This window comes from Pseudoalteromonas sp. SR43-5, from assembly GCF_014163835.1.
GTDB classification, from domain to species: domain Bacteria; phylum Pseudomonadota; class Gammaproteobacteria; order Enterobacterales; family Alteromonadaceae; genus Pseudoalteromonas; species Pseudoalteromonas distincta.
The window spans coordinates 19,002-41,576 of sequence record NZ_JACJEA010000037.1; the positions used below are offsets into that span (position 1 = coordinate 19,002).

The 22,575-nt window shown below is 39.9% G+C and carries 21 protein-coding genes and 1 pseudogene; 11 read left to right on the forward strand and 11 right to left on the reverse strand.

The genetic code is table 11. From position 1 onward, the window contains the following. The first annotated feature begins 88 nt into the window (after nucleotides 1-88). From lon to H5090_RS17915, 3 genes are all read left to right on the forward strand, one after another. Nucleotides 89-2,458, forward strand: coding sequence for an endopeptidase La (gene lon / locus H5090_RS17905; protein ID WP_024596372.1), 2,370 nt, complete (start codon nucleotides 89-91; stop codon nucleotides 2,456-2,458). A gap of 183 nt (nucleotides 2,459-2,641) precedes the next feature. Continuing rightward, nucleotides 2,642-2,932: an HU family DNA-binding protein gene (locus tag H5090_RS17910; RefSeq protein ID WP_158000827.1), complete on the forward strand. Its 291-nt coding sequence runs from the start codon at nucleotides 2,642-2,644 to the stop codon at nucleotides 2,930-2,932. Nucleotides 2,933-3,103: 171 nt separating this feature from the next. Further along, a complete protein-coding gene (locus H5090_RS17915; protein WP_182696377.1) occupies nucleotides 3,104-5,005 on the forward strand; it encodes a SurA N-terminal domain-containing protein in 1,902 nt (633 codons plus the stop codon). A 53-nt stretch (nucleotides 5,006-5,058) separates the two neighbouring features. On the opposite strand, the gene H5090_RS17920 is transcribed toward H5090_RS17915, so the two are convergent. The 7 genes from H5090_RS17920 to pspF all read right to left on the reverse strand — a co-directional run bounded on the left by H5090_RS17920 (nucleotide 5,059) and on the right by pspF (nucleotide 11,973). Next, nucleotides 5,059-5,529, reverse strand: coding sequence for a VOC family protein (locus H5090_RS17920; RefSeq protein WP_182696378.1), 471 nt, complete (start codon nucleotides 5,527-5,529; stop codon nucleotides 5,059-5,061). Nucleotides 5,530-5,617: 88 nt separating this feature from the next. Beyond that, nucleotides 5,618-6,379, reverse strand: coding sequence for an ATP-binding cassette domain-containing protein (locus H5090_RS17925; protein WP_182696379.1), 762 nt, complete (start codon nucleotides 6,377-6,379; stop codon nucleotides 5,618-5,620). After that, entirely contained in the window at nucleotides 6,379-7,371 is a 993-nt protein-coding gene (locus tag H5090_RS17930; RefSeq protein WP_002958338.1) for an oligopeptide/dipeptide ABC transporter ATP-binding protein, read from the reverse strand. The genes H5090_RS17925 and H5090_RS17930 overlap by 1 nt, the downstream gene beginning before the upstream one ends. Then, nucleotides 7,372-8,265 carry an ABC transporter permease subunit gene (locus tag H5090_RS17935; RefSeq protein WP_002958337.1) on the reverse strand — a complete coding sequence of 298 codons (894 nt, stop codon included), beginning with the start codon at nucleotides 8,263-8,265 and terminating at the stop codon, nucleotides 7,372-7,374. Next, complete coding sequence (locus H5090_RS17940) at nucleotides 8,252-9,286, reverse strand: ABC transporter permease subunit (RefSeq protein ID WP_002958336.1); 1,035 nt, start codon at nucleotides 9,284-9,286, stop codon at nucleotides 8,252-8,254. The genes H5090_RS17935 and H5090_RS17940 overlap by 14 nt, the downstream gene beginning before the upstream one ends. Beyond that, nucleotides 9,286-10,893, reverse strand: coding sequence for an ABC transporter substrate-binding protein (locus tag H5090_RS17945; RefSeq protein WP_024596506.1), 1,608 nt, complete (start codon nucleotides 10,891-10,893; stop codon nucleotides 9,286-9,288). Before H5090_RS17945 ends, H5090_RS17940 begins: the two co-directional genes overlap by 1 nt. A 15-nt stretch (nucleotides 10,894-10,908) precedes the next feature. After that, complete coding sequence (pspF, locus tag H5090_RS17950; RefSeq protein ID WP_182696380.1) at nucleotides 10,909-11,973, reverse strand: phage shock protein operon transcriptional activator; 1,065 nt, start codon at nucleotides 11,971-11,973, stop codon at nucleotides 10,909-10,911. 186 nt (nucleotides 11,974-12,159) lie between these two features. Between pspF and pspA the strand changes: the two genes are divergently transcribed. The 8 genes from pspA (at nucleotide 12,160) to H5090_RS17990 (ending at nucleotide 18,775) form a co-directional block, all read left to right on the forward strand. Further along, on the forward strand, nucleotides 12,160-12,819 hold the full coding sequence (gene pspA, locus H5090_RS17955; RefSeq protein WP_007376832.1) for a phage shock protein PspA: 660 nt from the start codon (nucleotides 12,160-12,162) through the stop codon (nucleotides 12,817-12,819). Between the two features lie 72 nt (nucleotides 12,820-12,891). Beyond that, complete coding sequence (gene pspB, locus H5090_RS17960) at nucleotides 12,892-13,125, forward strand: envelope stress response membrane protein PspB (RefSeq protein WP_024596504.1); 234 nt, start codon at nucleotides 12,892-12,894, stop codon at nucleotides 13,123-13,125. After that, nucleotides 13,122-13,523 carry an envelope stress response membrane protein PspC gene (gene pspC / locus H5090_RS17965; RefSeq protein WP_024596503.1) on the forward strand — a complete coding sequence of 134 codons (402 nt, stop codon included), beginning with the start codon at nucleotides 13,122-13,124 and terminating at the stop codon, nucleotides 13,521-13,523. The genes pspB and pspC overlap by 4 nt, the downstream gene beginning before the upstream one ends. A gap of 63 nt (nucleotides 13,524-13,586) precedes the next feature. Continuing rightward, nucleotides 13,587-15,005 carry a YcjX family protein gene (locus H5090_RS17970; RefSeq protein ID WP_182696381.1) on the forward strand — a complete coding sequence of 473 codons (1,419 nt, stop codon included), beginning with the start codon at nucleotides 13,587-13,589 and terminating at the stop codon, nucleotides 15,003-15,005. Further along, a complete protein-coding gene (locus tag H5090_RS17975) occupies nucleotides 15,002-16,027 on the forward strand; it encodes a TIGR01620 family protein (RefSeq protein ID WP_149602329.1) in 1,026 nt (341 codons plus the stop codon). Before H5090_RS17970 ends, H5090_RS17975 begins: the two co-directional genes overlap by 4 nt. Before the next feature lie 149 nt (nucleotides 16,028-16,176). Beyond that, nucleotides 16,177-17,358, forward strand: a complete 1,182-nt coding sequence (megL, locus tag H5090_RS17980) for a methionine gamma-lyase (protein ID WP_024596502.1) — start codon at nucleotides 16,177-16,179, stop codon at nucleotides 17,356-17,358. Between the two features lie 237 nt (nucleotides 17,359-17,595). Continuing rightward, the gene (gene phhA / locus H5090_RS17985; protein ID WP_002958327.1) at nucleotides 17,596-18,393 is read left to right on the forward strand and encodes a phenylalanine 4-monooxygenase; all 798 of its coding nucleotides are present in this window, start codon (nucleotides 17,596-17,598) and stop codon (nucleotides 18,391-18,393) included. 37 nt (nucleotides 18,394-18,430) lie between these two features. Continuing rightward, on the forward strand, nucleotides 18,431-18,775 hold the full coding sequence (locus tag H5090_RS17990; protein ID WP_002958326.1) for a 4a-hydroxytetrahydrobiopterin dehydratase: 345 nt from the start codon (nucleotides 18,431-18,433) through the stop codon (nucleotides 18,773-18,775). 61 nt (nucleotides 18,776-18,836) lie between these two features. Here H5090_RS17990 and H5090_RS17995 read toward each other — a convergent pair whose 3' ends face one another. The 4 genes and pseudogenes from H5090_RS17995 to H5090_RS18010 all read right to left on the reverse strand — a co-directional run. Beyond that, entirely contained in the window at nucleotides 18,837-19,274 is a 438-nt protein-coding gene (locus H5090_RS17995; RefSeq protein ID WP_182693128.1) for a hypothetical protein, read from the reverse strand. An 8-nt stretch (nucleotides 19,275-19,282) separates the two neighbouring features. Next, a complete protein-coding gene (locus H5090_RS18000; protein ID WP_182696382.1) occupies nucleotides 19,283-21,643 on the reverse strand; it encodes a hypothetical protein in 2,361 nt (786 codons plus the stop codon). After that, on the reverse strand, nucleotides 21,643-22,323 hold the full coding sequence (locus tag H5090_RS18005; RefSeq protein WP_182682336.1) for an ABC transporter ATP-binding protein: 681 nt from the start codon (nucleotides 22,321-22,323) through the stop codon (nucleotides 21,643-21,645). The genes H5090_RS18000 and H5090_RS18005 overlap by 1 nt, the downstream gene beginning before the upstream one ends. A gap of 13 nt (nucleotides 22,324-22,336) precedes the next feature. After that, a pseudogene (locus H5090_RS18010) lies at nucleotides 22,337-22,575 on the reverse strand (HlyD family secretion protein); the annotation flags it as partial.

Genomic DNA, 22,575 nt, shown 5'->3' on the forward strand with positions numbered 1-22,575 from the left:
AGTTAGGGAAAATTGTTGAACTTTAATTAGGTTATCCCCATATACTTGAGTAATCTTTAAAATAAATGAAGTGCGAAGAGAAACTATAATGACGCTTGAGAGAACCGACCGAGTCGAAATCCCAGTCCTTGCACTGCGCGATGTTGTGGTATACCCGCACATGGTGATCCCGCTTTTTGTTGGCCGTGAAAAATCAATAAAATGCCTAGAAGCGGCAATGGACAAAGACAAACAAATTTTCTTGGTTGCACAAAAAGATGCAACTGTAGATGAACCAGAGCAAGATGATATTTATCGTATCGGTACTATTGCCACTGTACTTCAGTTATTAAAATTACCAGACGGTACAGTTAAAGTTTTAGTCGAAGGTACACAGCGCGCACAAATTGAAGAATTTGTAGATAACGATGACTTTTTTGTCGCTAATGCTCAATTTATTGAATCTGATTCTGTAGATGAACAAGAGCAAGATATTTTTATCCGAAGCGCAATTAGCCAGTTTGAAGGCTATGTAAAGCTAAATAAAAAAATTCCACCTGAAGTACTAACTTCGGTTTCAGGTATTGATGAGCCAGCACGTCTTGCCGACACAATGGCAGCGCATATGCCGCTTAAAGTACCTGAAAAACAAAAAGTGCTCGAAATTTCAAGTGTCACAGAACGTCTTGAATATTTAATGGCACTAATGGAAGGCGAAATAGACTTATTGCAAGTTGAGAAGAAAATTCGTACCCGCGTTAAAAAGCAGATGGAAAAATCTCAGCGCGAGTATTACCTCAATGAGCAAATGAAAGCCATTCAAAAAGAACTTGGTGAGCTTGATGATGTGCCTGATGAATTTGAAGCGCTTAAAAAGCGTATTGAAGATTCTGGCATGCCTGATGAAGCTAAAGAAAAGGCAACTACAGAGCTCAATAAGCTTAAAATGATGTCGCCAATGTCTGCAGAAGCAACTGTAGTGCGTTCATACATAGATACATTAATTAATGTGCCATGGAAAAAACGCTCTAAAGTGAAAAAAGACTTAGCAGGCGCACAAAAAATTCTTGATAGCGATCACCACGGCTTAGATAAAGTAAAAGAACGCATTATTGAGTACCTCGCAGTACAACAGCGTACTAATAAGCTCAAAGGGCCAATTTTATGTTTAGTTGGACCACCAGGTGTTGGTAAAACATCACTTGGGCAATCTATTGCACGTTCGACTGGTCGTAAGTATGTTCGTATGGCGCTTGGCGGCGTACGTGATGAAGCTGAGATTCGCGGTCATCGTCGTACATACATAGGTTCAATGCCAGGTAAGCTAATTCAAAACATGACAAAAGTGGGCGTTAAAAACCCATTATTCTTATTAGATGAAATCGATAAAATGTCATCGGACATGCGCGGCGACCCAGCATCAGCATTGTTAGAGGTGCTTGATCCGGAACAAAACAGTCATTTTGCCGATCACTATCTTGAAGTCGATTACGATTTATCTGACGTTATGTTTGTAGCAACATCAAACAGCTTTAACATTCCTGGTCCATTATTAGATCGTATGGAAGTTATTCGCTTGTCGGGTTACACCGAAGATGAAAAGCTAAACATTGCAAAAGAGCACTTAATTACTAAACAAGTTAAACGTAACGGTTTAAAAGAGTCTGAAATAGTTATCGAAGACAGCGCAATTATTGGCATTATTCGTTATTACACACGTGAAGCGGGTGTACGTAACTTAGAGCGCGAAATTTCGAAACTATGTCGTAAAGCAGTTAAAAATATCTTACTTGAAAAGGACACTAAAATAGTGACCATCAATCAAGATAACCTAGAAGACTTTTTAGGTGTGCAGCGCTTTGACTATGGCAAAGCTGAAGATGGCGACCGTATTGGTCAAGTTACAGGCTTAGCATGGACAGAAGTTGGCGGTGATTTGCTAACAATTGAATGTGCGGCAGTGCCAGGTAAAGGCAAGTTAAGTTACACCGGTTCTCTTGGCGATGTAATGCAAGAGTCGATTCAAGCGGCAATGACGGTTGTGCGTAATCGAGCAGATACTTTCCGTATTAACAGCGACTTTTACGAAAAACGTGATATTCACGTACACGTACCTGAGGGCGCAACACCAAAAGATGGTCCTAGTGCGGGCGCAGCAATGGTAACGGGTCTTGTATCTAGCTTAACGGGTAATCCTGTACGAGCAGATGTTGCAATGACAGGTGAAATTACACTACGCGGTGAAGTACTTCCTATTGGTGGTTTAAAAGAGAAGTTATTAGCGGCGCATCGTGGTGGAATTAAAACAGTGATCATTCCAAAAATTAACGAACGTGACTTAAAAGAGATACCAGACAACGTGCTGGCAGGTCTTGATATTCACCCAGTTACTTGGATTGACGAGGTGTTAAAGCTTGCTTTAGTGCATCCTGTTGAGAGTTTTTCGGTCGAAACACCTAAAAACCAAGAAAAAACATAAAAAAAGTGCTTTTTAGGGCTTTTCAAATCTAAACGGTATGATAAGTTAAGCACTGGTTTTCAAGCCTAGCCCTTACGGGGCCTAGGCTTAAGAAAAATATAATCATGTGGGCATTAAAAGTTTGCTCTAAAATTTTCAAAAAAGTGATGTTAGTTTAAAAAACCATCGCTCTTGATAATAACAATGAAAGAGGATGATATTGTGAATAAATCTCAATTAATCGATCAAATCGCAGCTGATGCTGACATTTCTAAAGCGGCTGCAGGTCGTGCACTAGATTCATTCATCGAATCTGTATCTGGCGCGCTAAAAGATGGCGACTCAGTTGCACTTGTAGGTTTTGGTACTTTCTCAGTACGTGAACGTGCTGCACGTTCAGGCCGTAACCCGCAAACTGGTGAAACTATCCAAATTGCTGCTGCAACTATTCCAGCTTTCAAAGCCGGTAAAGCGCTTAAAGACGCAGTAAACTAATCACTGTTTTAAACACATTAGTTATGGCGAGTGTAAAGTTACTGATTCACCACAACAGATGAGTTAAGTAACTTTTCCGCCAGTTACTTCAAGTGAAAAAGCGTATCTGGTAAGATACGCTTTTTTTACATGTGACAAGGTAAAATACCTTGATCAAAAAGAGATAAACAAATGCTTGAGAAAATCAGAGAAGGTTCGCAAGGACCTGTAGCCAAAATAATTTTAGGCGCGGTGATTTTATCTTTTGCCTTAGCAGGGATCGGTAGTTACTTAGGTCAAACCACAGAACAACCCGTTGCTGAAGTAAATGGAATTAAAATTAGTCAAACCGATTTTAACCGTGCTTACCAAAATGAACGTAGCCGTTTAGAGCAACAATTTGGTGAATACTTTACACAAATTGCAGCTGATCCAAATTACATGGCACAAATTCGTCAAGGTGTAGTTGACCGCTTAGTACAACAAGAATTGCAATCACAGCTAGCGGCTGATTTAGGCCTTCGCGTAAGCGACGAAAGTGTACGTAAAACAATTTTAGAATTACCGTACTTTCAAATTGGTGAAAAATTTAATAACGACCGTTACCTACAAGTAATTCGTCAAATGAATTTTCAACCAGATGCTTTTCGTGAATATTTACGTAAAGATATGACACGCAGCCAGGTAGTATCTGCTGTTGCAGGTACAGACTTTGCTCTAGAGAGCGAGCTGAAAAGCGCAATTGCTCTTCAGCAGCAAACTCGTAGTATTGATTACGTAGTTGTAAACAAAGAGGCACTTGCCGCGAATGTTGAAGTATCAGATCAAGAAGTATCTGATTACTACGACTTAAACGCATCTCAATTTTTATCTCCAGAGCTTATTTCAGTAAGTTACATTGAGCTTAAAGCAGCAGATATCAATGTTGAATCGGTAACCGAGGATGACGTTAAAGCGTATTATGAGCAAAACAAAGCACAATACGTTGAGCCAGAAAAGCGTCGCGTATCACATATCTTAATTGATAACAGTGAAGACGATGATGCAGCAAAAGAAAAAGCCAATGCTCTTCATGCACAGCTAGAGCAAGGTGCAGACTTTGCTGAGTTAGCACAATCATCGTCTGACGATATCGTTAGTGGCGAAATGGGCGGCGATCTTGAGTGGATTGAGCGTGATGTAATGGACCCTGCATTTGAAGACGCGGCTTTCGCGCTTGAAAATAAAGGTGATATTTCTGACGTTGTTACTTCTGAGTTTGGTTATCACATAATTAAACTTACTGACATTCAACCACAACAAGTTAAAGCGTATGACGATGTTAAAGCTGACTTACGTGCTGAATTAGAACAAGCTGAAAAAATAGATGCATTTTACGAAAAGCAAACTGAAATGGGTGCACTTGCATTTGAAATTTCAGACCGCTTAGATGATGCTGCAGAAGTTGCTGAAGTGGAAGTTAAATCTACACCTCTTTTAGCACTTAATGCTCTACCAGAGCCGTTAAACAGCCCTGCAGTTGTTACAGCATTAACATCAGTTGATTTACTTGAAGATAAAGTAAATTCTGAAGTTATTGAGCTTGGCGATGAGCATGCAATCATTGTTCGTATTAACGAGCATAAAGCTGCTGCTACTAAGCCGTTAGACGAAGTAAGCGAGGAAATTAAAGCGCGTTTAGTGAATGAAAAATCATCTGAGCTTGCTAAAGAAAAGGCACGTAGCTTATTTGCAGAAGTACAAGCAGGTAAGAGCTTAAACGATGTTGCTAACGAGCAAAGCTTAACACTTCGCCAAGAAGCGCAGTTAACACGTCAAAGCTACACTGTTTCACCTGCTATTGTGACTCAAGCTTTTAAAATGGCTCACCCAGCGGATTCTGCGGTAGTCGATCTCGTTAATTTAAATAATGGTGATGCAGCAATTGTAGCGCTTAAGTCGGTAACGGATGCACAAGTTGCAGCTAATATTGACCCTCAAGCAAAACAAAGCATTACTATGGCGCAAGCTAATAAAAACTACATGGTATTTATTGAAGCGCTTAAAGCCAATGCTGAGCTTAACTTACCAACGGCTACACAAACTGTTGAGTAATTAATTTTAGCTCATAAAGAAAGGCGCTTTTAAAGCGCCTTTTTTATTGTCTTTTAATTACCTCTGGCAATAAACTCAATCCGATTGCCGCTAGGCTCTCTTATCATCATATGTTGGGTTGGGCCGCTACCTAAGTTTTCGGGTGCAAACTCTATAATAATATTATTTTGCATTTTTAAGTGTTCATGTAGCTCGCTTAACTTTTTGATACTTTCAACACTGAGTGCTAAATGGTGTAAGCCCACATTTTCTGCTCGATTAAACTCCACACGTTTTGCATCGTTTTTCACGCGCCATAATGTAATGGTTATTTTATTGTTTGATAAAAAATAAGCAGGATAGGCTGGGTCATTCCCTAGCGTTTTAAAGCCAAGTACATCAGTAAAAAATACTTTGGATGCATCTAAGTTTGATACGGTTAAACCTAAATGATCAACGCCACCAACCCAATTTGTATCAGCAATAGCTGAGGCTGATAGAAGGAGTAATGGGGAAAGGCTAAGTAGTAACTTTTGTTTAAGCATGAGATCTCTTGTTAATTAAATACAATTAACAAGAAGACCTAGTTAAATACGGTTACCTTACAAAAAAGTTAGGTATTTATAATCTGCTTTAGCAGCTTAATAAACGCTGCGTTACTTTTGATTTAGGGTTTTGAAAAACATCTTCAGTAGGACCGTATTCAACCACTTCGCCTTTATCAAGTACAACTACAAAATCACTAATGTGACGTACTAAACTTAAATGATGAGTGATCATCACATACGTAAGGCCTGTATCGCGCTGCAGCTTAAGTAACAAGTTTACTATTTGCGCCCGTATGGAGGGATCTAAAGATGAAACAGCTTCATCAAGTACAATCACCTTAGGATCTAAAATTAATGCACGAGAAAACGCTACACGCTGTAGCTGCCCCACACTAAACATATGCGGGTAGTAGTGTTTATGATCAATTAACAAACCCACCTTAGAAAGCGTTGCATCAATCTTTTCAGTGCGTTCACTAGCATCAAGCTCAGTATTATATTGCAGGCAATCATCAAGCATTTCGCCAATGGTTAACCCCGGGTTGAGCGATGCAGCTGAATCTTGAAAAATCATACGAATATGGCGACATTGATTATCGCGTACGCCATTATCTTCGATAATATTATTCTCGAGCAAAATTTGCCCGCTATCAGCGCTATCAGCTCCTGAAAGTAGTTTTGCCAACGTACTTTTACCTGCGCCTGTTTCGCCAATTATGGCAATGCTTTCACCTTTACCTACGCAAAATGAAATGTTTTTAAGGACTTCAAACTTTTTACGTGAAAAAAGCCCAGCTCGCACATTAAAGGTTTTACAAAGTGCTTGTACTTTTAACAGTGGTTGCATTACTTCATGTCCTTAATTAACGGGAAGTGACACGCATAACTATGACCATGATGCTTAGTTAGGGCTGGTGTAACCACACAGGCTTTTTGTGCTTGCGGACAACGCGGCCCAAGGCGACAGCCAATGGGCAAATGTTGCAGGGTAGGGATAGTCCCTTTAAGCGCATAAAAAGGTTCTTTATGTGCTAAGCCTTGCTCGTAGTCTGGCAAGCTTTTTAGTAATGCTTGCGTGTATGGATGGCGAGGCTGTTTAAATATTTCATGGGTTGGGCCTGCTTCAACCATTTGCCCGCAATATAAAACATGAATGCCATGCGACCAATGTGCAATCTCTTCCAGTTCATGAGAGATCATCAAAATAGACATGTTTTTAAGTTGATTTAAGCTTTTTAGTAACCTAAATACTTGTGCGCGAGTTGTGCTCTCAAGCGCTGTAGTGGGCTCATCAGCGATTAAAAGTTTAGGCGTGCGAGCAATGGCCATCGCAATCATTACTTTTTGACATACGCCTTCTGAGAGCTCATGAGGGTAACTACTTAGTACCGCTTCGTGGTTTTTAATACCCACCTTATGAATAAGCGCCTTTACTCTGTCTTTTCTCTCTCGGTTGCGTTTTAAAAAGAAACCTTTAGTTGCGACCTCTGGGAGTGTTTCGGCAATTTGGTCAAATATTTTAGCGGTTGGGTCAAGGCAGCGACTTGGGTCTTGATAGATCATCGCTATATCTTGGCTTACTATTTTACGGCGTTTCTCTGGGCTTAAACGCATTAAGTCTACGCCGCGCCAATGAATACGGTCGGCAGTAATATCCCAGCGCTCGTTTAATACACCAATAATCGCTTTTGCTATTAAGCTTTTGCCAGAGCCAGACTCGCCCACAAGCGCATGTACTTCACCTTCTTTTAAGCTAAAGCTCACTCTGTCTACAGCTCTAATTACAGTTTCAGAGGTACGTAGTTCAATTGTTAAGTTACGAACATCGAGTAATTGCATTTAATCAGCCTTACGTGCTTTTAGCACTTGTCGCAGGCCATCGCCTACTAAATTAGTAGATAACACGGCTAAAAATAACAGTACACCAGGTAGCGCTACAGTCCACGGCGCTAAATAAATAAGGCCTAGATTTTCGGCTAATATTGCGCCCCATTCGGTCGTTGGTGGCTGAGCCCCTAATTTTAAAAATCCCAGTGCTGAAATATCTAATATCGCAGTAGAAAGCGCCATCGTGAATATAACCACAATATGCTCATAAATATTAGGGAAAATACCGCGCGATATTATATGCCAATTAGATGCGCCATCGAGTCTAAACGCAGTAATGTAATCTTTACTTAATTCATCAACAATTAGGTTGCGCACCGAGTGAATAAATTGCGGTAGTAACGCTAAAATAATTGCCCATACGGTATTCATTAAACCAGGACCGAGTATGGCGATTATTATTATGGCCAATAACAAAGAAGGAATAGAAAGTGTTATATCAAGTAAATGATTTAAAAAGCTTGAACGCAACCCTTTACTAATCCCTGCAAAAGTCCCCACTAATACACCAAACAGGGTCGTGATTAGGGCAGCTACAACAGAAAGTCCAAACGTATATGTTGCACCATTCATTAAGCGCGAGAGTACATCACGGCCTAAATCATCGGTGCCTAAAATAAAGCGTACATCGCCCATTTCTCGCCATGAGGGCGGTATGAGTAGTGCATCACTATGCTGTTGGTTTACGCCATAGGGCGCTAAAAAAGGAGCTGTGGCGGCCAATAATGCAAACGCCATAAATATCCATAAACCAACCAAAGCTGGGTGATTGTTTTTAAATTTGCGCCAAAATCGCGCAAGTGGCGATTTATTCGACTCTTCAGAAAATAAATTAAACTTTGCCATGGGCCTGATTCCGCGAGAGTGGATCGAATAAAGTGTAAGTAAGCTCAGCTGTAATAGAGGCTAAAATAACAAATAAAGACACCGCCATTAATCCGCCTTGAATTGCAGGAAAGTCGCGCTGATAAATACTATCGATTAACCATCGGCCAATACCCGGCCAAGAAAAAATAACTTCAGTAATCATCGCAAGTGTTATCAAGGTGCTAAATTGCAAACCAATTTGCTTAATTACCGGTAGTAGAGCATTACGCAGTGCATGGTGCATGATAAGTTGACGGCGGTTAAGGCCTTTTGCCCTAGCTGTTTTAATAAAGTTTTGATCCATTACCTTAAGCATAGACTCGCGAGTAAAGCGCACTAATACCGTGGTTGGATACATGGCCAATACAATAGTAGGGAGTGTTAAATGACGCAGCGCATCAACAAAGGCCATCCCTTTATATGGAAATCCAGCTAGAGCAATATCAATTAATATAAACCCTGTACTGGCGGGTATTTCGTAAAGGAGGCCCATTCTGCCCGACATAGGAAACCAGCCAAGCTTTAATGAAAAAACCATTATTAACAACAATGCGAGCCAAAACACAGGCATTGAATAACCTACCATAGTGACAGAGTTTATAAGTTTGTCGGGCCAGCGTTTATGATAGCCAGAGCCTAAAATGCCAGTAGGTACACCAATAACAACCGATACAATTAATGCATATACGCTTAGCTCTAAAGTAGCCGGTAGTAAGTCAATAATATGGCTAAACACGCTGTTACCAGAGGCAAATGAAAGCCCCCAATCGCCTTGAAATATTCTCCCTAAAAAGGCAATGTATTGCATAAAGTAATTGCTGTTGTATAAATATTTATCCTCAAGCTCACTATGCTGTGCAAAGTTACCACTTGGTATGCCACTTAAATTACTTAGCGGATCACCGGGAAATAAATACGCCAGTGAAAACGTAAATACGCTGAGCATTAGTATCATAAAAAAGAACAAACCAAGGCGACGTAAAATATAATCTAAGATCATTATTTTTTCCTCGCATTAGCAAGCGAAATAGCACCAAACGGGCCAAGTGTTATGCCTTCCACATCAGCGCTACTTGCTTGAAAGCGCAAGCCATGAGCAATTGGTAATAACGGCAACTCTTTAATAATTAAGCTTTGTGCATCTTCGTAGTATTTTTTACGTTTGTTTAAATCAGTGGTGTCTAGTGCTTTAGTAAGCAATAAATCAAATTGGGGATTACACCAGTTTGCAGGGTTTTTGCCACTAAAAGTAGCGGTGCAACTCAGCAGCGGGCTAAAAAAGTTATCAGGGTCGGGTGTATCTGCGGCCCAACCAAGTAATACACTGTCGTGCCTATGCTCGCCAATACGTTGAATAAACGTATTCCACTCATATTCTACAATACTGACGTTAACGCCTACTTTGCGTAAATCACTTTGCATAAGCTCAGCCATTTTACGTGCGTTGGGATTATAAATACGACTCACAGGCATAGCCCATATCGTCATATCAAAGCCATTAGGCAACCCTGCTTCAATAAGTAATTTTTTAGCAAGTTCTGGATCAAACGTAGGTATATCTTCTTGTGGCTCAAATGCCCAAGAGGTTGGCGGCAAAATAGATTGTGCGCGAGTACCGTTACCGTAATAAACCGCCTGCATTATTTTATCTACATCTATTGCGTGCGCAAGCGCTTGGCGTACGCGTAAGTCGTCAAACGGAGCACGCTCTGTATTAAATGCCCAATAACCTATGTTTAAGTTTGTTTCTTTTTCGACGTTTATATCATCGCGTTGCGCTAAAATGCTCAATTGTGCACTACTTGGATGAGCCGTTACATCGCACTCTTTAGTCAGCATTTTTGCTATGCGCGTAGTGCCGTTAGGGGTTATATCGTAAACCAATTGCTCAAGTGCAACGTCATGCTTCCAATAAAGTGGGTTACGGTAAAAGCGCACAAGATGATCTCGGCGGTATTCTTTATAAATATACGGGCCGGTGCCAATAGGGTACTGATCAAATAAGTTTTTTTGATTATTTTTCTTAAGTTTCATGGCGTATTCTTCTGAAAGCACCACGGCAAAGTCGGTAGCCATATTAGCTAAAAAACTACTTTCAGGATTAAACAATTCAAAACGGACTTGGTAGTCAGACACGCGCACAATTTTGCGAATAAGTTGATCAATTCCTACACTTTGAAAATACGGGTAATCGGCATCGCCCACAAAGTGATATGGATTATATACATCGAATAATCGGCTAAAGGTGAATATAACGTCGTCGGCGTTAAAGTCCCGCGATGGGGTAAAATAAGAAGTTGTATGAAACTTTACATCTTTACGCAGGGTAAAGGTAACCGATTTACCATCTTTGCTAATTTTCCAATCGGTCGCCAGCTCACTTTGAAACTCTGCCGTAACAGGGTCAATGCTAATTAAGCGGTCGTATAATTGGTTAGCAATTATATCAATAGTTGAACCGGTGGTCGTGACTTGCGGATTAAACGACACAGGGTTAGCTTCAGCGCAATAAACTAAGCCTTGGTTTTTTTCTTCTATGATTTCTTCTTTGCTATCAAGGCAACCAACTAAAGTGGTGGTAAGCAAAACAAGTAATAATTTATGCACCCGCATAACCTCTGACTATTGTTGATCCAACAAGTTGTATTTTTTAAGATAACCACGTAATTGATGATACGTTAAACCAAGTACTTCTGCAGTTTTCTTTTGATTAAATTGGCTATGTTCGAGTGCTTTATTAATCATGTTTATTTCAAAGTCGTTTGAATGCTCTTTTAAGCTGCACGGAAATTGAATATCGACGGCTACATTACTGCTTGCTTGAGTAACCGGCGGCGTAACAACAATAGGCTCTGCATTAACCGTTTGAGCCGCTACAGGTGCTTTAATACGCGCTTTTGGTCTAAATGGGCTATCGAATGGGTCTAAAATAATCTGGTGAACGGGAATATGTTCACTACCGTGGCGATACAAACTGCGTTCAACCACATTTTTAAGTTCACGAATATTACCAGGCCAATCATAACTAAGCAGTGTTTCTGTTGCGCTTCGGGTAAAGCCGCTAAACAGTTCCCACTCTAAATCGCGCGCCATGTTCATCGCAAACTGCTCAGCAAGAAGCATAATATCGTCTTGGCGTTCGCGCAGTGGTGGTAGGGTAATTACATCAAAGGCAAGGCGATCGAGTAAATCACTTCTAAATTCACCTTGCTCGGCCAAATAAGGAAGATCTTCGTTTGTCGCACACACTAAGCGGGTATCTACTTTTACAGTTTGTTTGCCGCCAACACGTTCAAACTCACCGTATTCTATAACGCGCAGCAGTTTTTCTTGTACCATAGCTGAGGTATTAGCTAATTCATCTAAAAACAGTGTGCCACTGTTAGCGCGTTCAAAACGACCTTCGTGACGTTTACTTGCCCCCGTAAAAGCACCGCTTTCGTGGCCAAATAATTCACTTTCGAGTAGGTTTTCGTTAAGCGCTGCACAGTTAAGCTTTACGTAGTTTTGATCCCAGCGTTTTGATAAAAAGTGTAAGCGTGCTGCTATTAGCTCTTTACCTGTGCCGCGTTCACCAATAATAAGTACCGGTTTATCTAAATTAGCCAGTTGCGATACCTGATCTAATACAGACAGAAAGCTATCTGATTGGCCGAGTAAATTATCCTGTTGGCGATATTGGCTCATATTTCCTAACTCTTGGTCATTTTTACTAACAGTTAGTGTATTTCATAATTAGGGATAACTAAAGAAATTTGTATATTTAGTTTAACGTAATGAAAATAAAGTGTATTTTAACTTTTAAAAAGTTGGCAAGCATATTGATACTAGTTATAGCAGACTAACTAAGTTTTAATTACAGAGGTAAATGTTATGGGAATTTTTTCACGTTTTGCAGATATTGTTAATTCTAATATCAACGCCATTTTAGATAAAGCAGAAGACCCAGAAAAAATGGTTCGTCTGATTATTCAAGAAATGGAAGATACGCTTGTTGAAGTACGTTCTACATCAGCTAAAACATTGGCTGAGAAAAAAGAAATTGTACGCCGCTTAGATACACTTAAAGCGCAGGTAAGTGATTGGCAAGATAAAGCCGAACTGGCTTTAAGTAAAGACCGCGACGATTTAGCGCGTTCAGCCTTACTTGAAAAGCAAAAGTCGGCAGATGCAGTTGCTTCAGTAGCGAGTGAGCTTGAACATGTAGAGTCTCATATTGAGAAATTACAGCAAGAAGTAACGACGCTACAAGAAAAGCTAGCAGATGCTAAATCTCGTCAAAAAGCGATTATACTTCGCCAACGTTCGGCTGAGTCGCGCCTTGAAGTGAAAAAGACACTTGATAGCTCAAAAGTAGAAGAAGCACTTAACCGCTTTGAACGTTACGAAACCAAAATTGATGGACTAGAATCTCAAATTGAGTCGTACGATTTAGGTAAAAAGACGTTAGCGGATGAAATTGCTAATCTACAAAAAAATGAAAAGATAGATGATGAGCTAGCCGAACTTAAAAAGAAGTTAGCTGATAAATAATTACATATAAAAATATATGGGGCCCTTGTGCCCCAGCTTAAAAACATCAAAACGGATTGTCAGGAGAGGATTATGTTTGATCCAGAGATATTAGTTGCACCATTTATCTTGTTTATGATTTTTGTTGCTCCGCTGTGGCTAATTTTGCACTACCGTAGCAAGAAACAAGTAAGCCAAGGTTTAAGTGAGCACGAACATCGCCAATTACTTGAGCTTGCACACAAAGCTGAAAAAATGGCTGATCGATTAGAAACACTTGAAGCATTGCTTGATCAAGAGTCACCACAATGGAGACGCAAAGTATGAGTGCCAAACGCGAATTATTAAGAGACCCACAACGCGGTAAAATAGCCGGTGTGTGTGCGGGATTAAGTGACTACTTTAATATGGAGTTATGGTTAGTTCGCATTATATTTGTTAGTGCGGTACTGCTAACGGGTGGCCCATTATTTGTGGTAGCGTATATTGCAGCCTGGTTCATTTTAGATAAAAAAGAGCCCGCAACAGCGCAAACAAAAAGCTCAACTAAAACTGATGATCCGCTAGAAGTAAAATTTAAAGTATGGCAAAAAGGCGAGCCGCCGCGCCGCGCATTGCAAGATTTAAAAGAGCGTTTAACGCGTGTAGATACTCGCCTTCAAGATATGGAGCGCCATGTAACTTCAAGCGAGTTTACGGTGAGCCGTGAAATTAACAAACTATAAAGGATTTAATAGCACCTTATTTGCAGCGTGATAAATTACGGCAAATTAGGTGCAAGACACTTTATGAGCCAATCATTTGCAAAAAAGACCTTTAAAAGCATTAAAGGCAAAGCACAAAAAGCCCTTCATCGCAGTTTAGACCAACACGTAAAGCTTGCCGTAACTGGCCTAAGTGGTAGTGGTAAAACTGCCTTTATTACCGCGCTTGTTAAACACTTAACAACCCAAGCGGACGATAAAAACTTACCTTTTTTTGATGTAATGCGCGAGCACCGCCATGTGGCCACTAAAGTTGTGCCGCAAGAGGCGTTAAAAGTCCCTACGTTTAATTACCCTCGAGCACTCAATACTTTATTACCCAGCGATGGGATGCCTACATGGCCTGCATCTACCGAGCGTATTAATACGCTGCGCTTGGCAATAAAGTATCAAAGTAATGCAGGGCTGCGCGGCCACTTTTCACCGCAATCAACGCTTTATTTAGATATTATTGACTACCCGGGTGAATGGCTCCTTGATTTACCTATGCTTGAGCAAAGCTATTCTCAATGGTGCGAGCAGCAATATCCGTTATTAACTCAGCCTTCGCGCGTAAACACATCAAGTGATTTTTTAATGGCCGTTGAGCAACTTGACTTAAACGCTCCCGTTGATGAAAACGCACTTGCTCATATTGCTCAGCTTTATCAAAGCATGTTAGTCGGGCTTAAAAAAGACACCAAACTTGCCATGTTACAACCTGGGCGCATGCTAATGCCTGGCGACCTACAAGGCGCGCCATTGTTATTGTTTTTTCCGGTATCGGGTGAAATAAACAGTGACGATGTCGTTGCGGGTTCTAATTTAGCGCATTTAATTAAGCGTTTTAACGCCTATATAAAAGAAGTCGTAAAACCATTTTATAATGAGCATTTTAGGCACTTTGATCGCCAAATTGTACTTGTAGATGTACTTAGTGCATTAAACGAAGGGCACGAAACACTCCAAGAGCAAAGCAGTGTAATAAACCAATTACTCGCACATTTTAACTATGGCGAGTCGGGCTTTTTTAAACGTTTATTTAAGCCCAACATAGACAAAATATTATTTGCAGCTAATAAATCAGATCACATAAGTGCTAAGCACCATAAAGATTTAGCACTGCTACTTGATTCGCTCGTGCATGAGCAAAGTAATCATTTAAAGTTTGATGGTGTAAAAATAGAAACCATGGCCATGTCGTCAATTACAGCAACGCAACCGCGCCAAATTACCGACAAAGGCCAAACGCTTGACTGCATTTACGGTAAACCATTACACGAGCCTGATTGGCTTACGTATCTACCGCCGCAACCACCCTCGCGGATGCTTAATAAAAATGAGTGGCCAGCACAGGGATTTGAGTTTTTATCGTTCTCTCCAATGCCGAGCCCCGATAAACAACTAAAACATATTCGATTAGATCATGTCATGCAGTACCTGCTAGGAGACAAATTAACATGAGTGAGTCAAACCAACCATTTCAAGCAGGGCGTCGTATAGATACGCAAAGCATTGAGCAAAACGAACCCGTTTTAGCACCTGCAAAAATTATTCAGCACGGACAAAGTGATTACGAAGAACTTGAAGATGAAGCACTAGAGCCAGAAATAGATCTGGAGCCTGTGTACAAAAAGTCAAAGTGGCAAACGCTTAAAGGTGTTTTTGCTATTAGTTTTATAGTACTGGTGCTTTTAGAGTTTGCGTACTCATTATTATTTGCTTTCGAGCAGTCAATTATTTTAGGCAGTGTTTATTTAACTGCGGTTGTAAGTGGCGTGCTGCTAATTGGGCGCTTATTGTGGCGAGAGTACCGAATGCTGCGCAGTTTAAAGCGTAACCAATTGCACCGAGTTGAAGCCGACAGGCTTTTAAACAGCGAGCAAGTAGGCGGTGCATTACCTTGGCTCGAAAAGCTTAATAAACATCAGGAGCTTGATAACTTTGAAACCTTTAAAAACCAAGTAGCGATGCATCACAGCGACAAAGAAATAATGACGCTGTACGCCAATAGTTTATTAATAACCCAAGACACCAAAGCTAAAAAGCTTATAAATCGTTTTGCGACTGAATCTGCACTGCTAGTTGCCCTAAGCCCACTTGCGCTGGTGGATATGATGGCTGTGCTTTGGCGCGGTACTAAGTTAATAGAACAAATTGGTAAAATTTACGGCATTGGTTTTGGCTACGCGAGCCGTATAAAGTTATACCGTATGCTGATAAAACAAGTAATGTTTGTTGGCAGCGCAGAGCTTGTATCTGACCTTGCTGCAACTGCACTAAGTGCTGAGCTTTTAGGTAAGCTTTCGGGGCGGGCTGCGCAAGGGGTCAGTGCTGGTATTTTTACAGCGCGTATTGGTTACAAAGCAATGGAGCTTAGTCGCCCATTACCACGGCTTGAAAACAAACGCAGCTTACTAAAAGGCACTGTGCAAAGCATCGCAGGTAAAATTATGAGCCGTAAAAAGGCTGAGCCAACACACTAGATTAGCAGTGGCAATATTTGTGTACAAACGTGCGCTGCACGGTTTTTACACAAATAGCCATCTGAGCATCCGGCATGCTTGCTGTTTGTAAGCGCATACGTTTTGATTGTTGAATCGCAAAAACATAATAATCAAAAAATGAGCCTACAATGAGCAAGCATCATATAAACACCCAGTGTATTCACGGACCACAAAAAGCAAACGACCCGCACGGCGCACTTACTTCTCCTTTGTATCAAACCTCGACCTTTCATTTTGAAAATGCCGCACAAGGTGCTGCGCGTTTTGCAGGCGACGAACCTGGCTATATTTATACGCGTTTAGGAAACCCCACAACCACAGAGCTTGAGCAAAAAGTTGCTCAACTAGAGAGTTGTGAAGCAGCTGCTGCAACCGCAACAGGTATGGGGGCCGTATCTGCCTCAGTACTGAGTTTTTTATCGCAAGGAGATCACCTTGTTGCCTCAAGTGCTTTATATGGTTGTACCTTTGCGTTTTTCTCGCATATGTTGCCGCGCTGGGGAATCGAAGTCACTTTTGTTGATATGACCAACGAGGACGAACTACGCGCTGCCATCAAACCTAATTCAAAAATGATATTTGTAGAAACGCCAATTAATCCCACTATGGCGGTTATTGATTTGGCACTTATTGGCGCAGTTGCTAAAGAGCACAACTTAATTAGTGTGGTCGACAACACCTTTTTAACGCCGCTACTGCAATCGCCTAAAAAATACGGTATCGACATTATAATGCACAGTGCGACCAAGTACTTAAACGGCCACGGAGATGTAGTTGCCGGTATTGTATGTGGATCGTTTGAGCACATAACACACATTAAAATGACCGTACTAAAAGATATTGGTGCAACCATAAGCCCACACGATGCATGGCTAATTAATCGAGGCCTAAAAACACTCGCTATTAGAATAGAGCGCCATTGTCAAAGCGCACAAACAATAGCGCAATATCTAGAGGCTCACCCACAAGTAAGCACCGTATATTACCCGGGGCTTAAATCGCACCCAGGTTATAAGTTTATTGGTAATCAAATGAAAGCCGCTGGTGGTGTTATTGCGTTTGAAATAAAAGGCACGCTACAAGATGGCGCTCAATTTATTGATAGTATGAAACTTTGTACACTTGCAGTAAGCCTCGGCGACGCTGAAACACTAATTCAGCATCCTGCATCTATGACTCACTCGCCTTATACGCCAGAGGAGCGAGCCGCCGCTGGAATAAGTGATGGGCTGATCAGGCTCTCGGTTGGGCTTGAAGATGTTAACGACATTATTAGTGATTTAGACCAAGCTTTTACTAAAATTGGTTAGGTGTATTTAATTGTGTACACATAAAAACAAGCTACAGACCTTTATTTAAAGGGCTGTATTTTTAATGTGTCATAGCTGTAATTTTAACTTTACAATGTAAGTGATCGCGCCAAATACTGATGTTAGCCTATCTATTAAACTTTTCTTCACTTTTGCATAGTATGGGGTCATTCGATATTCATTAGGTTTGAGTATCACACTGACACCGATTTAGGGCTCACACCCAAGAAGGTACTTATGGCTAAAGCAAGTAAATACACATCCAAAACACCAGACGAAAATGGTGTTATACACTGGAGTGATGAAGAAAATAAAATTTGGTCTGAGCTTGTAGCGCGCCAACTTGCATGCATTGAAGGCAAAGCCTGCAACGAGTACATGCAAGGGTTAAAAAAGATTAACCTGCCGCACGACCGTATTCCGCAGCTAAGCGAGCTAAACGAAGTGTTACTAGCCACTACCGGTTGGCAAGTTGCACCAGTACCTGCGCTTATCGACTTTGATGAGTTTTTTAGATTACTGGCAAACAAGCAGTTTCCGGTAGCTACATTTATTCGTAGCCGCGAAGAATTTGACTACCTACAAGAGCCTGATATTTTTCATGAAATATTTGGCCATTGCGCCATGCTAACTAATCCTGACTTTGCCGAGTTTACGCATAAGTACGGGCAATTAGGTTACGCAGCGCAGAAAAAGGACCGTGTATACCTTGCGCGTATATACTGGTTTACAGTCGAATTTGGTTTAATGCAAACCGAAGATGGCCTGCGTATTTACGGCGGCGGCATTTTATCAAGCCCAGGGGAGACTCAGTATGTATACTCAAATACGCCAGAAATTAGCCCAATGAACGTGCTTGATGTACTGCGTACGCCGTACCGTATTGATATTATGCAACCACAGTACTACACCATAAATTCGATTCATGATCTGTTTGATATATCGCAAATGGATATTATGACTTTGGTTGAGCGAGCTAAAGAGCTTGGTTTGCACGACCCAAAATTTCCACCAAAAGAAAAATTAGCCAGTTAAACATTAATGCTAAAAAAGCTAAAAGTAAGGATTTAGAATGTCTTCATTAAGTGCACAAAAATGCGAAGCCTGTCATGTAGATGCGCCAAAAGTATCTGACGAAGAGTTAGCACAATTAATTACTAAAATCCCAGATTGGGTACCAGAAGTACGTGACGGCATTATGCAGCTTGAGCGTGTTTATAAATTTAAAAACTTCAAACAGGCTATCGCGTTTACTAACAAAGTAGGCGACATGGCAGAAGACGAAGGCCATCACCCAGGTCTACTAACCGAGTGGGGCAAAGTAACCGTCACATGGTGGAGCCATTCAATTAAAGGCCTACACAAAAACGACTTTATTTGCGCAGCTAAAACAGACGACGTATTTAACGCGCTGTAAACTTTTTAAAGGTTTAACCTTCGCAACAAAAATCCCGCTAAAGTTATTTAGCGGGTTTTTTTTATATACTGTTGTCACTGGCATTTATAGAAATTGAATGAACCTTTAGCTGCTTGTCTGAAAACTTACTTTTAAGCATGTCGATGGTTTTTTCTTGTTGCCTACAAGGCGGACAAGGGCCTACATCTTCATCTATTGAGGTGTAAAACAACGTATACTTTTGCTGGGTAAAATCGGGCAATGTTGTTAATAGCTGCTCTAAATTACTTTTAATTAAATCAGAATCAGGATGGCTTTGTTTATTTTTAAAAATGGATAAAATATTTGGTAAATATTTATCAGAGTAATGCATCAACTCGCCTTTGCTGTTAAATAAAAACATTTGCGGTGCGGTATTATTAATGGGCGATTTAACCATTTGGTAATGAGAGAAACTGTACTGCTCAGCGTATGTATTTCCACCATATATAAGTAGTGTAGCTAGTAGTAATTTATACATGCTTATCCTTAAGTTAAGTTATTCCACGAATTGTTAAGTGTTTTTTTAATCTCTATAGCAATAATACATATAACCGCTAACAAAATGACTAAATGCACTGTAAGTATCGTGTTTAGGTCAAAAACGGATTGTTGAAATAAAAAAGTTTGTAGTTTTTCATGTTGGGTGAAAAATAGCGCAATAATAACTATGTGGGTTATCACAAATGCAGTGAAAAATAGCTTTAAAAATAAATAGCATATTTGGTAGCTGCGAGCGCCCATAGCACGTCTTAATGCAAGCTCTGTAGATGATTTAGCAGTAAGCTGTTTAATACTGCTGTAGTTGTATAAAAACGCAGAGAGTAGAAGAATTGAGGAACACACAACGGTAATTATTAGTAATGCATTTCTAGGGGCTTGCTCATTTTTTACTAAAGATGAAAGGGGGGTAAGTGATAAATCGTTAAAGTTAACACTTAATGCTCTTACTGCCGTTTGGAGTTCACCTTCAACTTGTGTGATGGGCGCATGAGTTTTAATTATAATTGTTTCAAAACCTGTCAGGGCACTTATTACATTATATACAGTTGGCTGAACCGGTGTGTCGGCCCCTTCATTATAAATATCATTAACAACGCCAACTACTTTATGTTTTACTTTTCCAGTATCAAACTGGGCTAATAAATAAGCTTGGCTTAGTTCTGTGCCTGCAAAGTATTGATCCCATAAAGCGCTGTTAACGACAATGTTTTGGTACTGTTGCCATTGCACACTTTGCCCAGAAATAAGCTTAGCGCCAATAGTTTTAAAGTAATGCGGGCTCACTCTATGGCTTGCGGTACTGGCGCTTTTAACCGAACTGATAGCTTGTCCGGTAACGGTGTACCATGCACTAAACCCACTGCGATCTGATAGTGGCGGGGCAGAGCTAAGTGATACTTCTTCAATAATGGGCAGTGAATTTAATTGCTGAATTAATTGTTGAGCAGAGTTATTTGCATTAAAGGCCTCGCTAGGTGATTGTGGAAAACTAAAGCTGGCAATTAGAATATTATCTGCATTAAAACCCATACTTTTATTATTTAAATTAATCTGGCTGTAAATAACCAAACTACTAATGTAAACACTTGTAATAGCAAGGCTAGTAAGTAACGAAAGCAATGAGAACACTTGTACTTTTTCGCTTGTTGTTGCACTTTGGCCGCGTCCAATACTGCTGTGTACCCACCTTCGCTGAAAATAACTAAGCGCCGATAAAAAAGTAATAATAACTATGTAAAATACCGCCAGCGTAAATAATGAAAAAGAGCTGCTTAGCTTATTCAGGCTTGGTAATAAAATTGCGCTAATGCGGTCGCTCAGTGGATACAAAACGCACATTACAATAATAAGTAGTAGGCTTGTGAGTGCAATATCAATAATTTGCTGCACAAAAATGTGTGTGTTATTGGCTCCACATAGTTTGCGTATAGTTTCTTCTTGTTGCTTTTTAATTGACTCTGCACAGTAAAATGCACAAAAGGCAATAAAGCTAAATGAGAGTAAAATATAATAAAGTAACTGCAATAAGTTTAGGCGCTTTATTATTTTATTAAAGTGAGTAGGGCTAACGCCAATACCATCACTAAACTTAAGTTCGGTGTTATCAAATATAAACATTTCGTTTTGTAAGTGCTTATTTAGCAAGCTTAAAAAGAGTGTTTTATTTTTAACGTTTCCTAAAATATACGTAAATGTATCTGGGGTCAGGCTACTTTCTTGAGGCAAAATGCGCTTGAGTTGCGAGTAAGAAATAAGGAGTTTAGGTTCATAGGCACGTTTAAAGCTTTTAAACTCTTTTGGCATTACAGCAACAATGTTTATGCTTTTATTATTAACAGCAAGCTGTTTGCCAATAATATCAGTGACACCTTTAAAATGAGTATGCCAAAACGAATAGCTAATGGCGGCACTTAGTGCGCTGCCTTGTTTTGGGAAATCTAGCTTCTCAAAGCTGCCTAAAGCAGGAATGATACCTAATTGTTTATAACCCCCCGATATAAAGCTTACCTTAACAGGCTCGCTATCATGATTAACCGAAAGCTTTAATGATAAATCAATAGAGCGTTCAAAAACGCCGACTAAATCTTGGTGCAATAAGGTTATTTCATCAAAAATGTACTCATCAACGGGTAAGTCATTTTGAGTGTCACTTAAGTAAACTTGTTTAATGTTGTGGATGTTATTTATTGCCGTGTGATCGGCTGATAAAAACTGACTATGAATATTATTTATATTTAAAATTAAACACAAAGGAATACTCAGCAACAAACAGCTAAGCCATAATTTAGTATTTTGCTTAGCATATTTTAGCCAGTTTAAGGTCAGATCAGTAATTAAGTTCAGCATCAAAAACCTTGCGCACTAAGCTGTCCGTCTTGAATATACAAACGCGTTTTTGCTGTTTTAGCATGGTTTTCATCATGTGTTATTAAGCAAATTGTTTTGCCATCGTCGTTTAGCTTATTGAGTAACTGATATATTTGTTCGCTATTACTCGAATCTAAATTACCCGTTGGCTCATCGGCTAAAATAATAGAAGGCTCATTTATTAATGCTCTAGCAATAGCAACTCTTTGTTGTTGCCCGCCTGACAATTGGCTTGGCTTTCTATCAATAAATTCAAGCATATTTACTTTATTAAGCGCAGCTTCTACTTTTTTTTGGTAATCCTTCCTAGGCACCGATTTGTTGTAACTGAGTGGCAAAGCCACGTTATCAAATACGCTTAAATGATTTAATAAATTAAAGTTTTGAAATATAAAACCAAGTTCTCTGTTTTTAATGGCTGCAATAGAGTCGGGTGTTAAGTCTGCTGTGTTAGTGCCTAAAATAGTGTATTGCCCTTGGCTAGGTAAGTTTAGTAAACCTAAAATAGAAAGTAGGGTACTTTTACCACTGCCAGAAGTACCAGTTATTGCAATGTAGTCACCACTGTTTATTTTAAAACTTACAGCTTTGAGGGTATCAATTTTGGTATTAGGGTATTGATAAAAAATATTATTAAACTCTATTAACGGATAACTCATAACTGACACCTCATTAAAATACTTCTTTCAAATCAAGGTAACTTTGAGTGGCATAAGCTGCTGGTAGTAATAAAACATAGTTACCTTGTAGCGACTCATCAAAGCTTAAAGTGTCTTGCTCAGTCGTTTTGTAATTTATATGAGTAAGAATAGCTTTGCTGGAGGGCGTTATTTCATATACTTTCCACAGACTGTAGTTATCAAAATCATTCGGTTTTTTAATGTTTTGAGCTACTAAAGATTGCTCCAAAT